This window comes from Streptomyces brevispora (genome assembly GCF_007829885.1).
Lineage (GTDB): Bacteria > Actinomycetota > Actinomycetes > Streptomycetales > Streptomycetaceae > Streptomyces > Streptomyces brevispora.
In genome coordinates this window covers 1,807,373-1,829,648 of sequence record NZ_VIWW01000001.1, presented here as the reverse complement: position 1 = coordinate 1,829,648, position 22,276 = coordinate 1,807,373, and the positions used below count along the sequence as shown (strand labels likewise).

Here is a 22,276-nt window from a genome sequence, read left to right as displayed (position 1 = left end):
AGCCGGAACGGCAATTCTTTTACCTCTGGCAGACCAGAGCCTTGCAGTGTTCCCATCTCGGTCACATGGACGTGATCGGGCAGACGACGGGGCGGACCGTGGGATCCGTGCTTGCGCCCCGCGAAAGGAGGAAAATTGATGACCCAGTCCAAGGTGTGTGCATTCGGCGACGACCCGATGGTCGTGCGACACACGTTCGCGCAGTTCCCGTCCGGTGTGGCGGTGCTCGCGGTCGACATCGGCGGCGAGAAGCACGCGCTCGTCGCGTCGTCTTTCATGGTGGGCGTTTCACTCGAACCGTGTCTCGTCGCGGTCGCGGTGCAGAAGTCGTCCGAGACCTGGGGGGCGATCAAGGACGCCGACTCACTCGGCGTATCGATATTCGGTAAGGACCAGGGCGATCTGCTCCGTAAACTCGCAAGCAAGGACCGCGCCGCTCGTTTTGAGCAGGTTGTGATCGAGGTCCGCGACGAGGGCGCCGTCTACATCGACGACGCAGCGCTGTGGCTCGAGTGCTCGATCCACGAGGTTTCCGAGGCGGGCGACCACTGGTTGGCTCTGCTCGAGGTGAAACAGCTCGGCGTCGGCGAGAACGAGCCACTCGTTTGGCACGGCGCGAAGTTCCGGGAGCTCGTCGACGCGGAGTCGGTCGGCGTCAAGTAGTCGGCGAGGTTGTTCTTCCTGTGAACGTCGTTACCGCCCTACGACGCAGTGGCACGGCCTGGCGACCTGCCGCGCGGACCTGCCGACCATGACACCGAGATGGTCTTCAGCTACCAAACCCTTGCCAGAGCCACTCAGAGACGGGTACGCGGACAAGTGGCGCGTTTTCCCGCCCTGATGGCGTCCCTGACCGTGACGTTGTGACCCCGGACAACACCTACATTCCTGCTTTGAGAGGGGCCAGGCGTGGCCGCCGGCCCCATCTTCCCTGCCAGGACGCACCACGACGAAGTGGAGAGAACGATGACCGCTGTCGCACCCCCGGAGACGAAGCTCGACCACACCGTCGAGCGCGACAAGCGCCCGATCCTCGACGGCCCGAACAAGTTCAAGGTCGCGATCTTCGGCGCGAACGTCTCCACCGGTCAGGGCGGCCTGAGCTTCGCCGACGACATGATCAAGCTCGGCGACTGGGATGAGATCAAGGGCCTCGCGCAGAAGGCCGACCGCTACGGCGTCGACGCGTTCGTCCCGATCGCCCGCTGGCAGGGCCTGTCCGGCCCGGACCGCCCCTGGGGCCGCCAGTTCGAGACGTTCACCTGGGCGGCCGGCCTGGCCGAGGCCACGGAGAACATCGGCATCTTCACCACCTGTCACGTGCCGTTCTTCCACCCGCTGATGGCCGCCAAGATGGCCGCCACGGTCGACCACATCAGCGGTGGCCGCTTCGGCCTGAACGCGACCGCCGGGTACTTCGAGCCGGAGTTCCGGATGTTCGGCGTGGACCTGCCCCCGCACGACGAGCGCTACGAGGTCGCCGAGGAGTGGATGACCGTCGTCGAGCGCCTGTGGAAGACCGAGGGCGACGACTACGAGTTCGACTTCCAGGGCAAGTACTACAACCTGGAGGGCGCGCAGTCCTACCCCCAGCCGGTCCAGACCCCCGGCCCCCTGGTGATGAGCGCGGGCGCCAGCCCGGCCGGCCAGCAGTTCGCGTTCAACCACGCCAACATCCTCTTCGCGCAGATCCCGAACGTGGGCGCCGCGAAGCCGATCGTGAGCAAGCTGCGCGCCAACGCCGACGCGGCCGGCCGCGAGGACCTGGCCCTGTGGGCGGGCGTCCACATCGTGTGCAAGGACACCGAGAAGGAAGCCTGGGACTACGTCCGTTACGTCGAGGACAAGGGCGACTGGGAGAGCGCCGTGCGCTACCAGCAGATCTGCATGACGGGCGACGCCCGCAGCATGGACTGGGATGTCTACAAGCAGAGCAACGACCCCCGCCAGGACGAGTCCGTCCGCATCTTCCTGCGCGCCGGCCTGACCCCGCTGGTCGGCACCCCCGAGATGATCGCCGAGGGCCTGCAGAAGCTCTACGACGCCGGCATCACGGGCATCTGCACCGGGATGGTCGATTACGACGAGGGCCTGGACCGCATGGACCAGCAGATCTTCCCCCTGATGCAGGAGATCGGCCTGCGCGCCTGACACCCCACCCCGGCCGGGCGCCGAGGCGCCCGGCCGGTCCCCCTTCCCCGTCCTTCGCAAAGGAGCGCAGAGGCATGAGCACGTTCCCCGACCCCAAGAGGTTCCGCCTGGTCGTCGCCGGCCGGAACGAGGCGGGCGAGGCAGACTTCCTCGACCCGGGCCCTGCCGCCGAGTTCGACTTCCCCGGCGTGTCCGCCGGCGCCTTCTACTGGGCCGTCGAGGGCGGCCACAGCAAGACCTCCTTCGGGGCGCCGCCCACCAAGGTCTCCCTGGCCGGGCCGAACGGGTCCACCTTCGGCGTCAGCAGCTTCCCGGCGCACTCGTCGGGCGAGGTCGACGCCTCGACCCTCGACGAGAGCATGTCCGCGACCGAGGACGACGGCGACGCCGGGATGCACGCCAGCGACACCATCGACTACGAGGTCGTCATCTCCGGCAAGGTCGACCTGGTGCTCCCGGGCGGCAAGAAGCGCACCCTCGTGCCCGGCGACCTGCTCGTCATGGCCGGCGTGCCCCACGCCTGGAAGAACCCCTACGACGAGGACTGCGTCTACATCGTCGTCACCGTCGGCTTCAACACCGCCGAGGGGGCCGCAGCATGAGCCTGAGCTCTCCTGGCAAGGCGCTGCGTGGGGTCTTCGAGAGCGAGAAGACCGAGCTGCTGCCGCTCGGCTCGGTCCCGATCCACGCCCAGATGGCGCAGCACGCGGGCTTCGGCGCGTTCCAGCTCTCCGGCGGGGTGTCGGCCTGGTGGCAGGGCATCTCCGACGTCGGCTGGCTCACCATGACCGAGGTCGTCGACCTCGCGCGCCGCACGGCGCGCGCTGCCGACATCCCGATCTACTGCGACGGCGACACCGGCTACGGTGCGCCCCTCAACGTGCAGCGCACGGTGCTCGAGTTCATCGACGCCGGTGTCGCGGGCATCCACATCGAGGACCAGCGCGAGCCGAAGAAGTCGGGCGGTGTCGCTGGCGTCGAGCTCGTCTCCGACGTCGAGGCGATCGGTCGACTGAACGCCGCGTGCGACGCGCGTGACAAGCTCGACGAGGACTTCGTCATCGTCGCGCGCACCGACGGGTACGGGGCGGCCGGCGGCGGCCTCGAGGAGGCGATCCGCCGCGCGCAGCTCTACAAGGCCGAGACCGGCGCGGACGTCATCTTCTACGAGGGCTTCCACACGTGGGAGCAGGCCGAGATCGCCCTCAAGGAGACGCCTGGCCCCGCGTACGTCGTCGGCGTCCCGATGATCGGGACCAGGACGGTCGCCGAGATGACGGCGATGAGGCAGGCGGTGCAGTCGCTGCCCGTCTTCCTGCCCGGGGTCCGCGAGGTCTACCACTTCATGGTCGACGCCATCGAGAGCGGCGAGGCGACGGGCTTCCCCGAGTACCTCCAGAAGGTGAACGGCGACGCCGGGACGAAGTACGACATCGGCTGGGGCGCCATGTTCGGCCGCCCCTCCTCCGAGGAGGTGCGTCGCATTGAGGAGAAGTACCTCCCGGAGGACGCGCAGCGCGACTACGAGAGCAGCGCACACGCAGGAGAGACGTACTGACGACCCACCCCGTGGGCTGCCGGGGCCGCACCGGCTCCGGCAGCTCACGGATCGCTCGGCCGGGACCCCTACCCCCCGGCCGGGCGGACCCTGGCGGCGCCCTCGCGTCGCCGCAGCCGATCTGACAAGGGAGTCTGATTCGTGACGAGCTCGATGAGTGACAAGGCCGGCCTGGTGACCGGCGCAGGGTCTGGCATCGGGCAGGCGGCCGCGATCGCCCTGGCCCGGGCCGGAGCCTCTGTGATGGTCTCGGACATCGACGAGACGGCCGGTACCGAGACGGTCGCGAAGATCGAGGAGGAGGGCGGCACCGCGGCGTTCCTGCGCTGCGACGTCAGCGACGAGGCGCAGGTCGAGGCGCTCGTCGACGCGACGGTGTCCGCCTTCGGGAAGCTGGACTTCGCCTTCAACAACGCGGGCACCAACGGGGTCTTCGCGCCGATCGGCGACATGGACAGCGCGGTCTGGGACCGCGTGATGAAGGTCAGCCTCTACAGCGTCTTCTACTGCCTGAAGCACGAGGTGCGCGCGATGGAGGAGAACGGGGGCGGGTCGATCGTCAACACCGCCTCCGGCGCCGGGTTGATCGGCATCGCCTACAACGCGCCCTACACCGCAGCCAAGTTCGGCGTGGTCGGCATGACCCGGAACGTCGCCATGGACTACGCGCCCAAGGGCATCCGGGTCAACGCACTCGCCCCCGGCTCCACGGCCACCCCGATGATGATGAACGCCTTCGAGCAGAACCCCGGCGATGAGTTCAGGAACAGCATCCTGGCGGGCATCCCGATGGGAGTGCTGGCCGAGCCGGAGGACCAGGCGGACGCCGTCGTGTGGCTCTGCTCCGACCATGCGCGGATGGTCACGGGCGTGACGCTGCCGGTCGACGGCGGCTACCTCGCGGGCAAGTAGACGGCCCGCCCCGGGGCCGCCGGAGCGGCCCCGCACAGACACAGCAGAACTTCTCAGGAGAAGCACGGACATGACTGCACAGAACCTCGACTTCGGCGGCCGCGTCGCGATCGTCACCGGCGCAGGCCAGGGCATGGGTCGCGCGCACGCCAAGATGCTCGCCTCGCGCGGCGCGCGCGTCGTCGTGAATGACCTCAACGCGGACAACGCCGCCTCGGTCGTTGCCGAGATCATCGCTGACGGCGGTACCGCCGTGGTCGACATCAACAACGTCGTCACCGGCGCGGAGGCCATCGTGCAGACCGCGATCGACGCGTACGGCCAGCTCGACGTCGTCGTGAACAACGCCGGCATCAACGCGTTCGGCACGTTCTGGGAGATGGACCGCGACACGTGGTGGCGCGTCTTCGACGTCACGGTCAAGGGCGTTGTCGAGGTGTCACGCGCCGCGATGCCGCACCTCATCGCCTCGGGCACGGGTCGCCTGATCAACATCTCCTCGAACGGCCTCATGGGTGTGCCGCTCGACTCGGCCTACTCCGCCGCCAAGGCCGCGGTGTGGGGCCTGAGCATCGGTCTCGCGGCCGAGGCGCGCGAGGTCGGCGTGCAGGTCACGACGCTCATGCCCGTGGCCTGGACGCCGATGACGCAGGACGCGTTCCCGAACCCCGTCGTGCAGGAGGCCATGAAGGAGAACGTCCCGCCGGAGGCAGTGTCGGCCTTCGTGACCTACCTCGCCCACCAGGACTCCACGACGTACGCCGACACGTTCGAGATCGCGGGTGTCGCGGCGGGCCGTGTGGCCATCGCGGGCATGGAGCGCGTCGATGCTGCGGCGGCCACGCCCGAGGCGTGGGTCGAGCAGGCCGAGGCCCTGACGAAGGACGGCGAGATGCGCGTGTTCCACAACGCGAGCGAGTCGTTCCGCGACCAGATGGTGCACCTCGCTCCCGAGCTGGACTCGGTACTGCCCGAGGACGCCGCGAACGTGGAAAGGGTGTGAGCCCGGTGACTGTCATAGAGCAGGAGATCGGGTCGGTGAGCAAGGTGCGCGAGATCGTCGGGGACCCTCGAGCCGTGCGCGACGCGTTCGCACAGTTCCCGTCGGGCGTGGCCGTGCTCGCGGCCGACGTCGACGGCGAGAAGCACGCGCTCGTGGCGTCCTCGTTCATGGTCGGCGTCTCCCTGGAGCCGTGCCTCGGCGCGGTCGCGGTGCAGAAGTCGTCCGAGACCTGGGACCGGATCAAGGAGGCGGGCACGCTCGGCGTCTCCGTCTTCGGCAAGGGGCAGGGCGACCTGACCCGCAAGCTGGCCGGCAAGGACCGTGCGGCACGCTTCGACGAGGTCCCGGTCGAGGTCGGGGCCGGAGGTGCCGTCTTCCTCGAGGACGCGGCGCTGTGGCTCGAGTGCTCGATCCACCACGTCACCGAGGCCGGTGACCACTGGATGGCGCTGCTCGAGGTCAACAAGCTCGGGGTCGGCGAGAACGAGCCCCTGGTGTGGCACGGCGCGCGGTTCCGCGAACTCGTCGCGCACGAGCAGGCGTCGTGACGCCCCCGCCCTGACGGTACGGAGCGGGACCGGCAAGCACGTCCCGTCAGCACGCCCCGACGACCGTGCGACGGCGCACGGCAGACAGAAGGAGGAGAGCCATGGGCATCCTGGACGGCAAGGTCGCCATCATCACCGGCGGTGCGAAGGGAATGGGCGAGGCCCACGTCAGGAAGTTCGTCGAGGAGGGCGCGAAGGTCGTCGTCGCCGACCTGGACGTCGCGAGCGGCAACAAGCTCGCGGACGAGCTGGGCGGTGACGCCCTCTTCGTCGAGCTCGACGTCACCGACACGAGCAGCTGGGAGGCGGCGGTCCAGCAGACGAAGGCGGCGTTCGGCACCGTCGACGTCCTGGTCAACAACGCCGGGATCGCCGGCCCGATCGTCGGCCTCCTGGAGGTCGGCGAGGACCTCTACCGCAGCATCATGGACGTCAACCTGGCCGGGACCTTCTTCGGCATGCAGGCGGTGCTGCCCACCATGGTCGAGAACGGCAAGGGCTCCATCGTCAACATCTCGTCCCTGGCCGGCATGCGCTACGACACGACGGTGAACCCTGCGTACTCCGCGTCCAAGTTCGCCATCCGAGGCTTCACCAAGCAGGCGGCCTTCGAGTTCGGCAAGCACGACATCCGGGTCAACGCCGTCATGCCGGGCGCCATCATGACGCCCCTGACCCGGGCGTCGCTGTCCGAAGAGGCGATCGCGTCCGTGTCGAAGCACATCCCGGCGAAGCGGTTCGCGGACTCGAGCGAGGTCTCCGAGGCCGTCGTCTTCCTCGCCTCCGACAAGGCCAGCTACATCAACGGCGTCGACCTCGTGGTCGACGGCGGCAAGGGTGCGATCAACCAGGACATCCTCGGGGCCGAGTAGGGCGGCCCGAGGACCGCTCGGCCACACCTCCATGATCAGGTGTTGCGACGACCGGTTGAATCCACCTTGCGACCCGCGGTCGCTGTGGTGAATAAGATCGGCGTCCTTCTTGATCCTCTGCCGCCGCAGGGCCATCTCCAGCGCGTCCAGCGGCAGCTCCGTGCGCATGTGTCTTCTTCTGAGACAGTTGCCGCGTGGTCCGCAGTAGATCGTTCAGGCGCTTCCACCTGGGTTCCAGTGGGACAGGAGGAGGACTGAGATATGCGAACTGTTCCTAACGGCGGCCACAACGAACCGGAGACGAACACGCCGAGCTGGTGGCCCTGCGCAAGGAGAACGCCCAGCTCAAGCGGGCGAACGACGTGCTGCGGACGGCCTCGGCGTTTTTCGCGGCGCAACTCGACCCGACCCGGCCCAGGTAACCGCGCTCCTCGACGAGCATCCGCACCTGGGAGTCGAGTGCGTACTTCGGGAACTCTCCATCGCCTCCTCCACCTACTACCGCCGGCGCCGGGCCGGGAAGGAGCCCTGTGAGCGGCGTCGTCGGGACGTCGAGCTCACCGAGCAGATTGAAGGGCCGTAGCCTCTCCCCACCGCATGCCGGTACCGATCAACTAGTCGGCGAGGTCTCGCGCTGCAGCGTCGGGGATGTGCCTGCGGAGGAGCTGGTACTCCTCCTGTTCCAGGAAGACCATCTCCTCGGACGTCCCGTCATCGACACGTGGAAGGCGGGTGTTCGCGCAGCAGTTCTTGGTGCGCAGTGGGGGATCGGCGTCGATCGCCGCCTGCACGATGCACCACAGCAACCCGTGTCGGTTGGCTGTGGACTTCGGCGAGGCCGGTCGACGGACCCACCGCCCTACTTTCGGGTCGTGCTCGCCCGCTTCCTGAAGTCGAACCCAGTCCTGAACATCGTCGGCGGTGATATTAGCGATGGTGGCCGGCATCACCTGTCCCGATCGGGTGGTGTGCACCATGAGGGAGATGTGGCGATCAACCTCGCGCCGGTAATCATCCCGGGTCCGCGGGTCGATACCGGTGAGGCGGTCGACGTAGCGCCGAGCCCAGTCGGTCAGGGGCGCGTCGTCAGGATCCCGTTCGGGCTCGACGAAGCCCTGGCCTGGAACCCACCCAAAGGGCCACTGCTGCTTGTGGGCGTCGACGAGCTTCTTGAACGCGTCGGCCTGCTCCACGTCCTCAAACCTTTCGGCTTCCCATGTGCCGCCGCGCCCTCCCTGGAGCCAGCGGACCTGGTAACTCGCCGTTCGTCCTTGCGGACTCGCTTCCTGATCGTTGCCATGGGCGCACGTTAGGTCGAAAATCCGGCCGCGTTTGGCCGTGGTTTGGCCAGCCCGAGAACGAAGAAGCCCCTGACCTGCGTTTCCGCAGGTCAGGGGCTTCCCAGAAGAGGGTGAGTAACGGGACTCGAACCCGCGACATCCTGGACCACAACCAGGTGCTCTACCGTCTGAGCTATACCCACCACGCCCGGTCTTTTTTCTGACCGGCCGAGAAAAAGTGTACAGGGTCTTGGAGGGTGCTCGCGCCTCCATTGTTCAACCGCGGGTCCCGGCCCCCGGGAGGGCCGTGACCAGCGGCTTCCCGGAGTACTAGACCGAGGGCGGGGTCAGCCGCGCCGCGATCGACTTCGCGCGTTCCGAGTCCGGTCCCGGCTGGGGGACGAAGACCGCCTCGCGGTAGTAACGCAGCTCCGTGATGGAGTCACGGATGTCCGCGAGTGCCCGGTGGTTGCCATTCTTTTCGGGACTGTTGAAATACGCCCTCGGGAACCAGCGGCGGGCCAGCTCCTTCACCGAGGAGACATCGACGATCCGGTAGTGGAGGTAACCCTCCAGCGACGGCATGTCCCGCAGCAGGAACCCGCGGTCGGTACCGACCGTGTTCCCGCAGAGCGGGGCCTTGCCGGGCTCCTTCACGTGCTCGCGCACATAGGCCAGGACCCTCTCCTCGGCGTCGGCCAGGGTGGTGCCCCCGGCCAGCTCGTCGAGCAGGCCCGAGGCGGTGTGCATCTGCCGCACCACCTCGGGCATGGTCTCCAGGGCCGCGTCCGGCGGGCGGATCACGATGTCCACCCCGTCGCCGAGCACGTTCAACTCCGAGTCGGTGACCAGTGCGGCCACCTCGATGAGTGCGTCTTCCGTCAACGAGAGCCCGGTCATCTCGCAGTCGATCCACACCATGCGGTCGTTCATGCGCCCCACCCTACGGGGCGCTCCGCTGCCCCGGCAGGGCCGGGCGCCCCGCGGCGTACGCGTCGGAGCCCGCTCTGCCGTGTTCGCCGCGTGCCGCGTCCGGTGCTGCCGGGGCAGCGGTGGACGGACCCGCGGGAGCCCCCGCCGGAGCGGGACGACGGCTCGCTGAGGTGGCCTGTGCGGGCACCACCGGCTCGGTGACCGTGGTGACCGGCTCGGGAGGACCGCCCTGCGGACGACGCGCCCGGTAGGCGGCCCGGTACGCGGCGGGGGAGGAGCCCAGCTGACGCCGGAAGTGTCCGCGCAGCGCGACCGGCGAGCGGAAGCCGCAACGGCCCGCGACCTCGTCGACCGAGTAGTCGGACGTCTCCAGCAGCCGCTGCGCCTGCAGCACCCGCTGAGTGATCAGCCACTGGAGCGGTGCGCTGCCGGTGAGCGAACGGAACCTCCGGTCGAAGGTCCGCCGGCTCATGTAGGCGCGCGCGGCGAGCGTCTCCACGTCGAACTGCTCGTGCAGATGCTCCAGTGCCCAGGCCACGACCTCGGCGAGCGGGTCGGAGCCGATCTCCTCAGGTAAAGACCTGTCGAGGTAGCGCTCCTGGCCGCCGCTGCGCCGCGGCGGCACGACGAGCCGGCGGGCGAGTGCCCCGGCGGCCTCCGTGCCGTGGTCCGAGCGCACTATGTGCAGACAGAGGTCGATGCCGGCCGCTGTGCCCGCGGAGGTGAGCACGTCACCGTCGTCGACGAACAGCTCGCGCGGATCGACGTGGACCGACGGATAGCGCTTGGCCAGCGTCGGCGCGTACATCCAGTGTGTGGTCGCCGGGCGGCCGTCGAGCAGGCCGGCTGCGGCGAGGACGAAGGCCCCCGTGCAGAGCCCGACGATTCTGGCCCCCTCCTCGTGGGCGCGGCGCAGCGCGTCCAGTGCCTCCACGGGCGGTGGCGAGGTGATCGAGCGCCAGGCGGGCACCACGACGGTGCCGGCCCTGCTGATCGCCTCCAGCCCGTAGGGCGCGGTGAGTTCGAGCCCCCCGGTGGTGCGCAGCGGTCCCTCTTCGCCGCTGCACACGAGAAGCCGGTAGCGCGGAACTCCCGCGTCCTGGCGGTCGATACCGAACACGGAGAGCGGAATGGAGCTCTCGAAGATGGGGCCACCGCTGAACAGCAGTACGGCCACGACCTCCCGGCGCCGGCGCCCGCTCAGCTTCCGTACAGCCTCCGTTGCGATGGCGGAGTCCTGGCTCATGACGCTAAGCCCCCCTCGGTGTTCGCGTCTTCCTGGTCCTTACGGGCCTGTCGCACCTGCACATGTCCCCTCGGTCGTGCACGAGTCCCCAGCCTTCGACACCCAAGATCGAATCTACTGCGTCCCGTGGTGCCGTCGTGACAAGTTCACCAACCGGCTTTATGTCGACAAGGCAACCTGGCGGGAAGCATTCGATCACGAAGCGTTTCACTCGTGAGTCGCGCAGGGAAGTGCGCCTCGCGTTCATGGCCCGTCCCTGTTGGGTGGAAGCGTACCGCTCGGTCTCTTCCTGCCTGCTGGCAAGGGGGTTGATCGGCCAATTCGACAAGGAATTGACCGAGGAGTGAAGTTGGCTGAAAACATACGGTCGCGTGTGCGGAAATCATTCGTTCAACCGGCGCACGCCTCGGAAGGATCCGCCGCTTCCACGCGCCCCTTCGGCCGCTGGGGCGGCGGTGCGCGCGGACCGGTGCGGCGGCATCCGGCAGGTCACGGCGGGCGTGGGCGGGCCGGTTGCGGCGGCCGCGACTGCGCCGGCGGAGCCGCCGTGGGCGAGGAGGGGGACCGGGGCCGGCCGGTGACCGGCCACCGGCCGCGGGTCATGTCGGCGGCCGGCCGTGCGGCGGGTTCCGGATGGGCGGGTGGAACGGGGGCGGGCGAGGAGCCGCCCCGGGAGTCGAACGGCGGCACCGCGGTCGGTACCGCACGGTCTGGGGACCCGCGGACGGGGCCCGGACGCGGCCGGTGAACGGCACCCGGTGAACGGGACCCGTGAACGGTGTGCGGCGGTGAGATCATCCGGCTGGGGGCGGCCTCCGGGGCGGTCGCCGATCGCGGCGGTCCGGCTTCCGTGACGTCGGTGTACAAGGCAACCGGCATTGCCATACGGGGGCGGTCTCGGGCATGCTCCGTGAAACGTCGCGCGCGCTTTGCGCGGGTCTGGGTCGTGGAGGAGTGGCGCCGTACCCTTGGGGGTATGGGGTTGGGAAGATGATTCCAGGACACCGCCACACCGCCCACTGACGCAGCTCCTCCAAGCCGCTCTCCTCACGAGGACTCTCTTCGCCGAGACACCGATGGCCGGTCACGAAATCCCCGAACCCGCGGACCGCAGGCAGGTAGCCGACCCCGAGTCGGGCCCCCAGGCGGCCGAAGAAACACGTCATTCCTGCGATCCCGCGTTCCGGCACGGGGTCGTCGTCGGCTTCGACGGCTCGACCTCCAGTGAGCGAGCCCTCGCCTACGCCATCGGCATGGCCCGAAGATCGGGTTCCGGCCTGATCATCGTGCATGTCGCCAATCGGTTGCCGACCACCGTCTGGGCAGGCTGCGAACCGCCCGTCTTCGTCGATGTGCCCGATCACCGCACCGAGGTCCTCGGCCTGGAGCTCGCCTGCGCGGACTACCTCACCGAGGTGCCATGGGTGCTCGTCGAGCGCGGCGGGGACATCTGCCACGAGCTGGAGGAGGTCGGCCGGGAGTACTCGGCCGACGCGATCGTGGTGGGCTCCACGCAGGGGATCGTCGGCCGGATCTTCGGCTCGGTTGCGGGTCGGCTGGCCCGGCGCGCCCAACGTCCGGTCGTCGTCATCCCGTAGCCCGTTCCTCCGTACTCGTTCGAGTCGTTTCCGCCCGTCTTCCGGACCTTCCGGGGGCGGGCGGTTTCGTTTCGGCCGCCCGGATCCCGGTGGCGTCAACTCGACTACAGAAACAGCGGGATGAAAGAAGCTACCGATCCGTAGAGGTGGATTGTGCGCTTGTGAAGGGTACATAAGAGTCACTCGGAAACGGCACGACTGCATGTGAAGGGAGCCCGCCGTGGACAACGACGTCTCTGCGGGAAACACCAGTACCTCCACCCTCGGCCATCTCGCCCTGGGGCTCACGCTGTTGGCATTCGGGATCGGTCATACCGGGGCCGTGGGCGGGGTGACGGCGGCCGACGCCGTCTCGCTCGCGCTGTATGTCGGCGGTATCGCCCTGTTCGTCGCCGGACTTCTGGAGTTCCGCGCGGGCAACGGATTCACCGGCACGGCCTTCGCCGGACTCGGCGCCTTCTGGTTCACCTGGGGCGCCGGAGCCGACGCCAGGGTCTCCGACCACGCGGCAGGGCTGTTCCTGCTGCTCTGGGCCCTGTTCGCACTCACGCTGACACTCGGCGCGGCCGGCCGCGGTCTGCTGGGCCAGGGGACGTACGGGCTGCTGTTCGTGGCGCTTCTGCTCCTGGGCATCGGGCAGTTCGCGGACAGCGGCTTCCTGACCAAGGCGGGCGGCTGGCTGGCCGCCCTGGCCGGGCTGGCGGCCTGGTACGGCGCGACGGCGGCGCTGGCCCACTGGCCGACAACGGTGCCGAGGCGCGCTGCCGGCCGAGGAGCGACGGCCACCGGCTGAGAGGCTGACCGCCTCAGAAGCAGCGGACGGGCCGCTCCCGGCGACACCGGCCCGCACGGGAAGGCGGCCCGCACGGGAAGGTGGCCACACAGGAAGGCGGCCCCGCACCCACGTCACGTGGGTGCGGGGCCGCCTTCCGCCGGTTACGGGCGTGGCTACTCGACGGTGACGGACTTCGCCAGGTTGCGCGGCTTGTCGATGTCCCGGCCCATCGCCAGCGCCGTGTGGTACGCGAAGAGCTGGAGCGGGATGCCCAGCAGGATCGGGTCCAGCTCGTTCTCGTTCTTCGGTACGACGATGGTGTGGTCGGCCTTCTCCTGCACCTGGTGCGCGACGGCGAGGATGCGGCCGCTGCGGGCCTTGATCTCCTCCATCGCGGCGCGGTTCTTCTCCAGCAGGTCGTCGTCCGGCACGATCGCGACGGTCGGCATCGCGGGCTCGATCAGCGCGAGCGGCCCGTGCTTCAGCTCGGAGGCCGGGTAGGCCTCGGCGTGGATGTACGAGACCTCCTTGAGCTTCAGCGAGGCCTCCCGGGCGACGGGGTAGCCGCGCACCCGGCCGATGAACATCATCGACTTGGCGTCCGCGTACTCCGCGGCCAGCTTCTTGATCTCGTCCTCGTTGTCGAGGATCTCGCTGATCTGGGCGGGCAGCCTGCGCAGCCCCGCGATGATCCGCTTGCCGTCGGCGACCGACAGGTCCCGGATCCGGCCCAGGTGCAGGGCGAGCAGCGCGAACGCGACGACGGTGTTGGTGAAGCACTTGGTGGAGACGACACACACCTCGGGCCCGGCGTGCACATACGTACCGCCGTCGGCCTCCCGGGCGATCGCGGAACCGACCACGTTGACCACACCGAGCACCCGCGCGCCCTTGCGCTTCAGCTCCTGGACGGCGGCCAGCACGTCGTACGTCTCACCGGACTGGGAGACCGCGACATACAGCGTGTCGGGGTCCACCACCGGGTTGCGGTAGCGGAACTCGGACGCGGGCTCGGCGTCCGCGGGGATGCGGGCGAGCTCCTCGATCAGCTGGGCGCCGATCTGACCCGCGTGGTACGAGGTGCCGCAGCCCAGGATCTTGATCCGGCGGACCCCGCGCGCCTCGCGGGCGTCCAGGTTGAGGCCGCCCAGGTGGACGGTGGCGAACCGGTCGTCGATCCGGCCGCGCAGCACCCGGTCGACGGCTTCGGCCTGCTCCGAGATCTCCTTGTGCATGTACGTGTCGTGGCCGCCCATGTCGTACGACTCGGCCTCCCACTCCACGGTGGTCGGCGTGGCCGTCGTGGTCGAGCCCTCCGTCGTGTACGTACGGAAGTCGTCGGCCTTGAGGGTGGCCATCTCGCCGTCGTCGAGGGTGACGACCTGACGGGTGTGGGCGACCAGGGCCGCGACGTCCGAGGCGACGAACATCTCCTTCTCGCCGATGCCGAGGACGACCGGGGAGCCGTTGCGGGCCACGACGATGCGGTCGTTGAAGTCGGCGTGCATCACGGCGATGCCGTACGTGCCCTCGATCGAGCGCAGCGCCTCGCGGACCTTCTCCTCCAGGGTGTCCGCATCCGAGCGGGCGATCAGGTGGACCAGCACCTCGGTGTCGGTCTCGGAGAGGAAGACGACGCCGTCGGCGACGAGCCTGGCGCGCAGCTCGGAGGCGTTGTCGATGATCCCGTTGTGGACGACGGCGACCTTGTTGCCGGCATCCAGGTGCGGGTGGGCGTTCTCGTCGCTCGGGGCACCGTGGGTGGCCCAGCGGGTGTGGGCGATGCCGGTGGTGCCGGTGAACCGCTTGGGGACCCGGGCCTCCAGCTCGCGGACCCGGCCCTTGGCCTTGACCATCTTCAGCGCGGCGGGCTTGCCGGCCGCCGGCTTTCCGGTGATCACGATGCCCGCGGAGTCGTAACCCCGGTACTCCAGCCGCTGCAGCCCTTCCAGCAGCAGCGGAGCCACGTCACGCTTGCCGATATAGCCGACGATTCCGCACATAGAGTCTCTGCCCCTCCGTCAATCCATCGACGTACAAGTAAGTGGGTGCCCGGCCGTCGACCGGTCTCAGCCGTAGACGATGCGGCGCAGCTGCCGGAGCGAGAGCTCCGGCGGTGCGACCGCCCGGTGCGGCAGTTCCGCCGCGATCCGCTCGAAGATCTCCGCGTTGACCAGGCCGCCGGACTGCAGTTCGCGGTGGCGGCGGCGGACGAACTCCTCGGCCGTCTCGTCGAAGTACGCCAGCACATCGAGGATCACCCGGGAGGCCTCGCCGCGCTGGAGCGCGGTGCTGCGGACCAGGTGATCAATGAGGTCGTCGTACGACGAGCGACGTTCGAGCACTCGTCGATACTGCGGCGGAAGAGGCTCCAGCGCAACAATTCTGCCCGATATCGGGCAGGAGTAGCGCCGAGTGGCCCTGTCTCTGTGGTCCGCGGGTGCTTCGAGGCTCCTCCGAGGCGGTTCGTCATGACGTCCGCCGGGCCGCGAGCCCGACGGGGCCGCCGGGATGAATTCGGCCAAGGACCCCGGACCGTCGGCCACGTTCCCGCACGGTCAATACGGGGAAGTGGTCTACACCTTGACCATCCATTGGGTAAGCGGTACGCATGGCGACGGTCCGGTTGGTGCAGGAGATCCGCAGATGTGAACCCGTAGAAAGGGACCCGGCTTGTGAGACTGCATACGGCGCAGCGCAGTGCTCTTCCCCGTGCTCTACCCCGCCTTCTCGGCTCGCTGCTTCTCGTCACGGCGGCCGGCATCTCCACCGCGTGCGCGGCCACGGCCTCCGCGGAGGGCAGCGCCTCCGCAGTCCGGGCGACCCGGCCGCTCGGCCAGGTCGTGCCGGCCCCCGTCTCGGTGAGACCGGGTGGCTCCCCGTACTCCATCACCGGTGCCACCAGAATCCGGGTCGACGGCTCGTCCGGCGAGGCCCGCAAGGTCGGCGAGTACCTGGCGGGCGTGCTGCGCCCCTCCACCGGGTACTCCCTGCGGGTCACCGGCAAGGACGGCGCCGACGGCATCCGGCTCCGGCTCGGCTCCCGCGACAGCGCGCTGGGCGCGGAGGGGTACACCCTGACGTCCGGGCACGGTGCCGTCACCATCACCGCCCGCAAGCCGGCAGGGCTCTTCCACGGCGTTCAGACGCTGCGTCAGCTGCTGCCGGCCCAGGTCGAGGCGGACAGCCGCCAGAAGGGGCCGTGGAAGGTCGCGGGCGGCAGCCTGACCGACGCGCCGCGCTACGGCTACCGGGGCGCGATGCTCGATGTCTCGCGGCACTTCTTCTCGGTCGCCGAGGTCAAGCGCTACATCGATCAGATCGCGCTCTACAAGATCAACACGTTCCATCTGCACCTCTCCGACGACCAGGGCTGGCGGATCGCCATCGACTCCTGGCCGAAGCTGGCCACGTACGGCGGCTCGACGGAGGTGGGCGGCGGGGCCGGCGGGTACTACACCAAGAGCCAGTACAAGGAGATCGTGAAGTACGCGGCCTCCCGCTACCTGGAGGTGGTGCCGGAGATCGACATGCCCAGCCACACCAACGCCGCCCTCGCCTCGTACGCCGAGCTGAACTGCGACGGCGTCGCGCCGCCGCTCTACACCGGCATCGAGGTCGGGTTCAGCTCGCTGTGCGCGGGCAAGGACGTCACGTACACCTTCATCGACGACGTCATCCGCGAACTGGCCGCGCTGACCCCCGGAAAGTACATCCACATCGGCGGTGACGAGGCGCACTCCACCAGCCACGACGACTACGCCAGGATCATGAAGCGGGCGCAGGCCGTCGTCGGCAAGTACGGCAAGACCGTGATGGGCTGGCACCAGCTCACCGGGGCCGAGCCGGTCAAGGGCGCGGTCGCCCAGTACTGGGGCTACGACAAGACGAGCGCCGCGGACCGGCAGCAGGTGGTGGACGCCGCGAAGAACGGCACCAAGCTGGTGCTGTCGCCGGCCGACCGGGTGTACCTGGACATGAAGTACACGGCCAAGACCGAACTGGGTCTGAAGTGGGCCGGTCTGGTCGAGGTCCAGCGCTCGTACGACTGGGACCCGGGGACGTATCTCTCCGGCGCCCCGGCGGACGCGGTCCTGGGTGTCGAGGCACCGATCTGGGCGGAGACGCTGACGGACAGCGACGACATCGACGCGATGGCGTTCCCGCGGCTGCCCGGGGCGGCGGAGCTGGGCTGGTCCCCGGCGGCGACGCACGACTGGGACACGTACAAGCTGCGGCTGGCGGCGCTCGGGCCGCGGTTCACGGCGATGGGGATCGACTACTACCGGTCGCCGCAGGTGCCGTGGCCGGCGGAGCCGGCTGCGGCGGGCTGAGGTTCGGATGACGGGTCCGTCCGGCGGTCGGGGGCTTGTCCTCGATCGCCGGACGGGCTCGGGGCGCTGTCCTCGATCGCCGGACGGGCTCGGGGCGCTGTCCTCGATCGCCGGACGGGCTTGAGGTGGCCGGGCTCGGCGGTCCTCGGTGTGTGGGAGCACGGCCGCGGACCGTGTACGAGCGCAGCACGGCCGGTACGTCGGCCGGAAGTGTCCGCAGGCGGCGAACCAGTTGCCCTGGTCATCGACCGGAACGACTGGTTCCGACTGCCCCCCGGGTCGTGGCAGCGGCGGCCGTCCTGGTCAGGCGGCCTTCTTGGCGTCCTCGATGGCCTTCGCGAGGTCTTCGAGGATCGGTGCGCACTTGTCGTAGCTGAAGATCGGCTCGGTGGTACGGGGGATGACCTGGCCGGCCTTGACGGCGGGCAGCCGCGTCCAGGTCGGCCTGGAGGTCAGGGCCTCGGGCTGGAGTGCCGATGACCGGTTGTCCATCATGATGATGTCGGCCTGGTACTTGTCGACGTTCTCCCAGCTCAGCTCCTCGAAGAAGCCCGCCGAGTTCACCTTCGGCTCGACGAACTTCACGCCCAGCTCCTGGAAGTACAGGGTGTCCGCGGCCGTCTTCGCGAGGGTGACGTAGAAGAGGTCCTGGCTGGCCGAGCCGATCAGGACCTTGAGGTCCGGCTTGGACTTCGCGGCGGCGCGCAGCCGGGCCGCGGCCTTCTCGAAGCGGGCCTTGGCGTCCGTGACCGCCTTGGCCCTCACGTCGGCGCCGAGCGATTCGGCGAGGTCCTCGTGGCGCTGGATGGCCTTGGGGATCGTGGTCCGGGCCGCCCACAGGGCGACGCTCGGGGCCGGCTTCAGGATCTTGTCCTTGGACTGGTCCGGCACGTACCAGAGGGCGTCCTTCTCCCACATCGCCGTGACCAGCAGCTCCGGGCCGAGCGCCGCGTACTTCTCGACGTTGAACTCGCCCCAGACGTTGCCGAGGATCTCGACCTTGCTGACGTCCAGGTCGCCGGCCTGCACATCGGCTTTGCCGTCCTTGGTCTTCGTCGGGCCGAAGACGGCCTTGACCTCGATGCCGTAGTCGTGGAGTGCGGCGGCGACACCGGTGAAGGCGACGATGTTCTTCGGGACGGACTTGGCCTCGGCGGTCTTCCCCCGGTCGTCCTTGAAGCTCCACGGCCCGGCGTCGGCGCTCTTGGAGCCGCCGGAACCCGCGTCCTTCCCGTCGCTGTCGCCGCAGGCGGCGAGGACGGCACCGAGTCCTACGGCGCCGCCCATGGCCAGCAGGCCACGGCGGGTGGGGCGGATCGCTCGGGCAGTGCGCATGACAGAGTCCACTTTCGTACGGGCCGGAGACCGACCTTGAGCCGGTTCGGAGGAAGGTTAGCCTAACCTTACGTGCGTCCGGCCCGGCCGGGCGCCCACCCCGGTCGGGGCCCGGCCGGCTCACTCACCCGCCGAACTCCGCACGGCACGCGTCGAGCCCCTCCAGCGTGACGTCGACCGTGCGGTGCTCCTCCCAGCGTGCCCGCTCCAGCCGCAGCCGTTGCAGCGTGACGGGCGCACCCCGCAGCGCGGCGGCCTCCAGCCCGTCCGGGAGGTAGCCGAGCCGCCGCGAGACGCCGAGCGAGCGCGGGTTGTCCGTCATCGCGGACGAGACCGCCGTACGGGCCCCGAGACCGGCGAAGGCGAGATGGAGCGCGGCGGCCCGCATCTCGGTGCCGATGCCCCGCCCCTGGTACCTGAGCCCCAGCCAGGACCCGGTGCTCACCTCGCCGGTCACCGCGAAGTCCTTCGCCATCACGTCCTGCCGCCCGACCACCCGGCCCTCGTGCAGCACCGCGAGGCTCAACGCCCATTTCTCGGGTGACCAGTTGGCGACGGTGGCCAGCACGTGCTGGAACACCGCCCGGCCGGAATCGGCGGGTGAGCCGTCGGTCCAGGGGACGGTGAACGGCATGGTGTCCGGGGCGTGCACCCCGTCGGCGGCGACCGAGGCCAGTTCGTCCAGCAACTCCAGGTCCGGGAGGCGCAACTCCAGACGCGGGGTGCGGATGCGGAGCCCGTACAGGGGCCAGTGCCGCTGCTTCATGGACGAACACTGCCGGGGCGAGGCGGCCGGTGTCGAACGAATTGCCCGCGCAGCGGGTGCGGCGGGCGGAGGGATGGGAGCCGGGTGGGCATCCGCTTCCGCCGTCCGCCCCCGGCGGGCCCCCCGCCGCGGACGCGCGGGCGAGGTCACCCGGCTGCGGTAGGCGGCCAGTCTCCGGGCAGCTCGTATCGCCGGCCCGGACGCCAGGCCGGCGGTGCTTGGAGCAGGGCCTCCAAGGGCGTACCCGTGAGCAGGTGTTCCAGTGCCCATTGGTTGGCCGAGTGGGCGATCACCAGGATTCGGCCGCCGTCCCAGCCGGTGGCCAGGTCGTGGAGGAAGGCGTGGGTGGCCGTGACGACTTGGCGGTAGCTCTGGCCGCCGGGAAACGGGACGTCGATGTGCTGGAGGCGGCGGGCGGCGATGTGGGGGCGAGGGGTTCCGTTGAGGTCGCCGTAATCGCACTCACGCAGCCGGATGTCCTGATGGATCGGGAGCCGGCCGCCGGGGTAAGCGGTCCGGGCTGTCTGGACGGCCCGCCGCAGGTCGGAGGTGAACACGGCCGCGAAGCCGTCGCCCGGCCGGCGCTCGCCCAGTTCACGGGCCTGGCGGCGGCCCAAGTCGGAGAGCTCCCCCGGGAGCCAGCCGGTAGCGACACCGGCCTCGTTGTCAGTCGTGGTGGAGTGGGTCTCGTAGACGATCTCTACTGTCATCAAGGCTCCTGGATGTCCGCCGTCGATTGGGTGAAAGAGCCTGGCCGTCACCCTGTACGTCGCTCATACGTAAGGCGCCCGCGCGAGGTCGCACGCGCCGAGGAGCAGTACGTGGGTGGCCTTTTCCGTCCCCGGGCCCGGATTGACCACCGCGAGCCGGCCGGCGGAGCCGTGGACGGGGTGCGCCCTTACGGCATCGGTGGTGCCGAGCGCGTCATCGAGGGCCGGTTCGTTCGGCGCGTGGCCTGCGATCGGCCTGCCGGTGTCGAGAGGGGGCGTAGCGATGCCTCAACGGTCGGTGTCGGCTCCACCCGTGACGAGCCGGCTCGTGAAGCCCGCCCGGCGCAGTCGCTCATAGGCGGCGGTCACCTCGCCGGGAACCGGATCGGCGGCCATGAAGCCCTGGGCCGGGTAGATCAGCAGCCGCTGCAACGTACCGACCAGCATGTCGATGACCATGCGGTCGTCCTGGACGGAGGCCAGGTACTCCTCGAACGTGATCGGTTCCGACGCGCTCACGAACGAGACCCCCGGCCACAGCTTGCGCGCAGTGGCGTGGGCGCGCCGTTACTCGTACGGCTTGCTGATCCAGGTGGTGGTCCCACGGGAGCCGGGCGTCGGACCGGGACCGGTGGGAGATCATCGCGAGCCGCCTTCGCCGTGCGCGGAGTCCGGAACGTCGAAGTCGTACGACCATCTGAATCGTGAGGCCGCGTGCACGCCTATCGCCAACTCGACGACGGTTCCGTCGGCCGTGTACGCGGTCCTGTGCAGTTCGACCACCGGTTCGCCGCTGGGCAGCATGAGCAGTTTCGTCTCCTCGGGAGTCGAGGCGCGCGCGAACAGTTCCTTCCGCATGTGGTCGATCCCCCCACCGGTCTCACCTGGCAGAGCCGTTCGGCGTCCGTGCGACCCGGCACGGCGTACGAGTGCCGACAGTCGCAGGCGATCGCCGCGCTGCACAGGCAGCGGAACAAGGGTCTGAACCGCTGACCGGTCTGGAGAGGAAGGAAGCGCGGACGGGGCGGGCCCGGCGCCTGGGCCCGCCCCGTCCGGCGCTCCGTCCCCGGGCTCAGGCCGGCAGGCCGAGCTCCCGGGCGATCAGCATCCGCTGCACCTCGCTGGTGCCCTCGCCGATCTCCAGGATCTTGGAGTCGCGCCACATCCGGGCCACCGGGTACTCGTTCATGAAGCCGTAGCCGCCGTGGATCTGGGTCGCGTCCCGGGCGTTGTCCACCGCCACGGTCGAGGAGTACAGCTTGGCGATCGCCGCCTCCTTCTTGAACGGCTCGCCCGCCAGCAGCCGCGAGGCCGCGTCCCGCCAGCCGATCCGGGCCATGTGGGCCCGCATCTCCATGTCGGCGATCTTGAACTGGATCGCCTGGTTGGCACCGATCGGCTTCCCGAAGGCGTGCCGCTCGGCCGCGTACTTCACCGACTCGTCCACACAGCCCTGCGCGAGGCCCGTCGACAGCGCCGAGATGGCGATCCGGCCCTCGTCCAGGATCCGCAGGAACTGCGCGTAGCCGCGGCCCTCCTCGCCCAGCAGGTTCCCCAGCGGCACCCGTACGTCGCTGAAGGACAGCTCGCGGGTGTCCGAGGCGTTCCAGCCGACCTTGGAGTACGGGGCGGCGACCGTGAAACCGGGGGTGCCGGACGGGACGATGATCGAGGAGATGCGCGGGGCGCCGTTCTCCTTGCGGCCGGTCACCGCGGTGACCGTCACCAACTCCGTGATGTCCGTGCCGGAGTTGGTGATGAAGCACTTGGAGCCGTTGATCACCCACTCGCCCGCCGCCTCGTCGCGCACGGCCGTCGTCCGGGTGCCGCCCGCGTCCGAACCGGCGTCCGGCTCGGTCAGGCCGAACGCGCCGAGCGCCTCGCCCGAGCAGAGCCTCGGCAGCCACTGCTGCTTCTGCTCCTCGGTGCCGAAGCGGAACACCGGCATCGCGCCGAGCGAGACCCCGGCCTCCAGGGTGATCGCCACCGACGAGTCGACTCGGGCCAGCTCCTCCAGCGCGATGCCGAGGGCGAGGTAGTCGCCGCCCATCCCGCCGTACTCCTCCGGGAACGGCAGCCCGAACAGGCCCATCCGCCCCATCTCCCGCACGATCTCGTACGGGAACTCATGGCGCTCGTAGAAGTCGCCGATCTTCGGTGCGACCACGTCGTGCGCGAACTCCTCGACGGTGCGTCGCAGTTCCTCGTGCTCGGCGGTCAGCCGGTGGTCCAGGGACATGGGGGCTGTCACTCCT

Annotated in this window: 21 protein-coding genes, 1 tRNA gene and 2 pseudogenes; 11 read left to right on the top strand and 13 right to left on the bottom strand. The window is 69.4% G+C overall.

Annotated elements, in window-relative coordinates; genetic code table 11:
* The first annotated feature begins 138 nt into the window (after positions 1–138).
* From FHX80_RS08480 to FHX80_RS08445, 8 genes are all read left to right on the top strand, one after another.
* On the top strand, positions 139–663 hold the full coding sequence (locus FHX80_RS08480) for a flavin reductase family protein (RefSeq protein WP_145763637.1): 525 nt from the start codon (positions 139–141) through the stop codon (positions 661–663).
* 303 nt (positions 664–966) lie between these two features.
* Positions 967–2,151, top strand: a complete 1,185-nt coding sequence (locus FHX80_RS08475) for an LLM class flavin-dependent oxidoreductase (protein WP_145763636.1) — start codon at positions 967–969, stop codon at positions 2,149–2,151.
* Positions 2,152–2,225: 74 nt separating this feature from the next.
* Entirely contained in the window at positions 2,226–2,753 is a 528-nt protein-coding gene (locus FHX80_RS08470; RefSeq protein ID WP_145763635.1) for a cupin domain-containing protein, read from the top strand.
* The gene (locus FHX80_RS08465) at positions 2,750–3,709 is read left to right on the top strand and encodes an isocitrate lyase/PEP mutase family protein (RefSeq protein WP_145763634.1); all 960 of its coding nucleotides are present in this window, start codon (positions 2,750–2,752) and stop codon (positions 3,707–3,709) included. Before FHX80_RS08470 ends, FHX80_RS08465 begins: the two co-directional genes overlap by 4 nt.
* Before the next feature lie 141 nt (positions 3,710–3,850).
* Positions 3,851–4,621 carry an SDR family NAD(P)-dependent oxidoreductase gene (locus FHX80_RS08460; RefSeq protein ID WP_244318170.1) on the top strand — a complete coding sequence of 257 codons (771 nt, stop codon included), beginning with the start codon at positions 3,851–3,853 and terminating at the stop codon, positions 4,619–4,621.
* A gap of 70 nt (positions 4,622–4,691) precedes the next feature.
* Positions 4,692–5,624 carry an SDR family NAD(P)-dependent oxidoreductase gene (locus FHX80_RS08455; protein WP_145763633.1) on the top strand — a complete coding sequence of 311 codons (933 nt, stop codon included), beginning with the start codon at positions 4,692–4,694 and terminating at the stop codon, positions 5,622–5,624.
* Between the two features lie 5 nt (positions 5,625–5,629).
* Positions 5,630–6,172: a flavin reductase family protein gene (locus FHX80_RS08450; protein ID WP_208764603.1), complete on the top strand. Its 543-nt coding sequence runs from the start codon at positions 5,630–5,632 to the stop codon at positions 6,170–6,172.
* 101 nt (positions 6,173–6,273) lie between these two features.
* Complete coding sequence (locus FHX80_RS08445; protein WP_145763632.1) at positions 6,274–7,044, top strand: SDR family NAD(P)-dependent oxidoreductase; 771 nt, start codon at positions 6,274–6,276, stop codon at positions 7,042–7,044.
* Positions 7,045–7,658: 614 nt separating this feature from the next.
* Here FHX80_RS08445 and FHX80_RS08440 read toward each other — a convergent pair.
* The 4 genes from FHX80_RS08440 to FHX80_RS08425 form a co-directional block, all read right to left on the bottom strand.
* Complete coding sequence (locus FHX80_RS08440) at positions 7,659–8,237, bottom strand: hypothetical protein (protein ID WP_145763631.1); 579 nt, start codon at positions 8,235–8,237, stop codon at positions 7,659–7,661.
* Between the two features lie 217 nt (positions 8,238–8,454).
* Positions 8,455–8,527, bottom strand: a tRNA-His gene (locus tag FHX80_RS08435).
* 127 nt (positions 8,528–8,654) lie between these two features.
* Positions 8,655–9,257, bottom strand: a complete 603-nt coding sequence (gene orn, locus FHX80_RS08430) for an oligoribonuclease (RefSeq protein WP_123471525.1) — start codon at positions 9,255–9,257, stop codon at positions 8,655–8,657.
* A 10-nt stretch (positions 9,258–9,267) separates the two neighbouring features.
* Positions 9,268–10,503, bottom strand: coding sequence for a helix-turn-helix domain-containing protein (locus FHX80_RS08425; protein ID WP_145763630.1), 1,236 nt, complete (start codon positions 10,501–10,503; stop codon positions 9,268–9,270).
* Positions 10,504–11,579: 1,076 nt separating this feature from the next.
* On the opposite strand from FHX80_RS08425, the gene FHX80_RS08420 reads away from it, so the two are divergent.
* Complete coding sequence (locus FHX80_RS08420) at positions 11,580–12,101, top strand: universal stress protein (RefSeq protein WP_145763629.1); 522 nt, start codon at positions 11,580–11,582, stop codon at positions 12,099–12,101.
* Between the two features lie 220 nt (positions 12,102–12,321).
* Complete coding sequence (locus tag FHX80_RS08415) at positions 12,322–12,894, top strand: acetate uptake transporter (protein ID WP_145763628.1); 573 nt, start codon at positions 12,322–12,324, stop codon at positions 12,892–12,894.
* 155 nt (positions 12,895–13,049) lie between these two features.
* Here the strand turns inward: FHX80_RS08415 and glmS are convergent, their stop codons facing one another.
* Together glmS and FHX80_RS08405 are read right to left on the bottom strand one after the other, a co-directional pair.
* Positions 13,050–14,879 carry a glutamine--fructose-6-phosphate transaminase (isomerizing) gene (glmS, locus tag FHX80_RS08410; protein ID WP_145763627.1) on the bottom strand — a complete coding sequence of 610 codons (1,830 nt, stop codon included), beginning with the start codon at positions 14,877–14,879 and terminating at the stop codon, positions 13,050–13,052.
* Positions 14,880–14,945: 66 nt separating this feature from the next.
* Positions 14,946–15,221, bottom strand: coding sequence for a hypothetical protein (locus FHX80_RS08405; RefSeq protein ID WP_145763626.1), 276 nt, complete (start codon positions 15,219–15,221; stop codon positions 14,946–14,948).
* A gap of 330 nt (positions 15,222–15,551) precedes the next feature.
* Between FHX80_RS08405 and FHX80_RS08400 the strand changes: the two genes are divergently transcribed.
* Positions 15,552–17,210, top strand: a complete 1,659-nt coding sequence (locus FHX80_RS08400) for a beta-N-acetylhexosaminidase (RefSeq protein ID WP_145763625.1) — start codon at positions 15,552–15,554, stop codon at positions 17,208–17,210.
* A 303-nt stretch (positions 17,211–17,513) separates the two neighbouring features.
* Here FHX80_RS08400 and FHX80_RS08395 read toward each other — a convergent pair whose 3' ends face one another.
* From FHX80_RS08395 to FHX80_RS08370, 7 genes and pseudogenes are all read right to left on the bottom strand, one after another.
* Entirely contained in the window at positions 17,514–18,497 is a 984-nt protein-coding gene (locus tag FHX80_RS08395; protein WP_145767150.1) for an ABC transporter substrate-binding protein, read from the bottom strand.
* 172 nt (positions 18,498–18,669) lie between these two features.
* The gene (locus FHX80_RS08390; protein ID WP_208764602.1) at positions 18,670–19,311 is read right to left on the bottom strand and encodes a GNAT family N-acetyltransferase; all 642 of its coding nucleotides are present in this window, start codon (positions 19,309–19,311) and stop codon (positions 18,670–18,672) included.
* 146 nt (positions 19,312–19,457) lie between these two features.
* Positions 19,458–20,021, bottom strand: a complete 564-nt coding sequence (locus tag FHX80_RS08385) for a histidine phosphatase family protein (RefSeq protein WP_145763624.1) — start codon at positions 20,019–20,021, stop codon at positions 19,458–19,460.
* 63 nt (positions 20,022–20,084) lie between these two features.
* Positions 20,085–20,273: a DUF6194 family protein gene (locus FHX80_RS36555; RefSeq protein WP_341874040.1), complete on the bottom strand. Its 189-nt coding sequence runs from the start codon at positions 20,271–20,273 to the stop codon at positions 20,085–20,087.
* A gap of 36 nt (positions 20,274–20,309) precedes the next feature.
* Positions 20,310–20,609, bottom strand: a pseudogene (locus FHX80_RS08380) (YdcF family protein); the annotation flags it as partial.
* A gap of 51 nt (positions 20,610–20,660) precedes the next feature.
* Positions 20,661–20,903: pseudogene (locus FHX80_RS08375) on the bottom strand (UTRA domain-containing protein); the annotation flags it as partial.
* A gap of 190 nt (positions 20,904–21,093) precedes the next feature.
* On the bottom strand, positions 21,094–22,260 hold the full coding sequence (locus tag FHX80_RS08370) for an acyl-CoA dehydrogenase family protein (protein ID WP_145763623.1): 1,167 nt from the start codon (positions 22,258–22,260) through the stop codon (positions 21,094–21,096).
* Between the last annotated feature and the right edge of the window lie 16 nt (positions 22,261–22,276).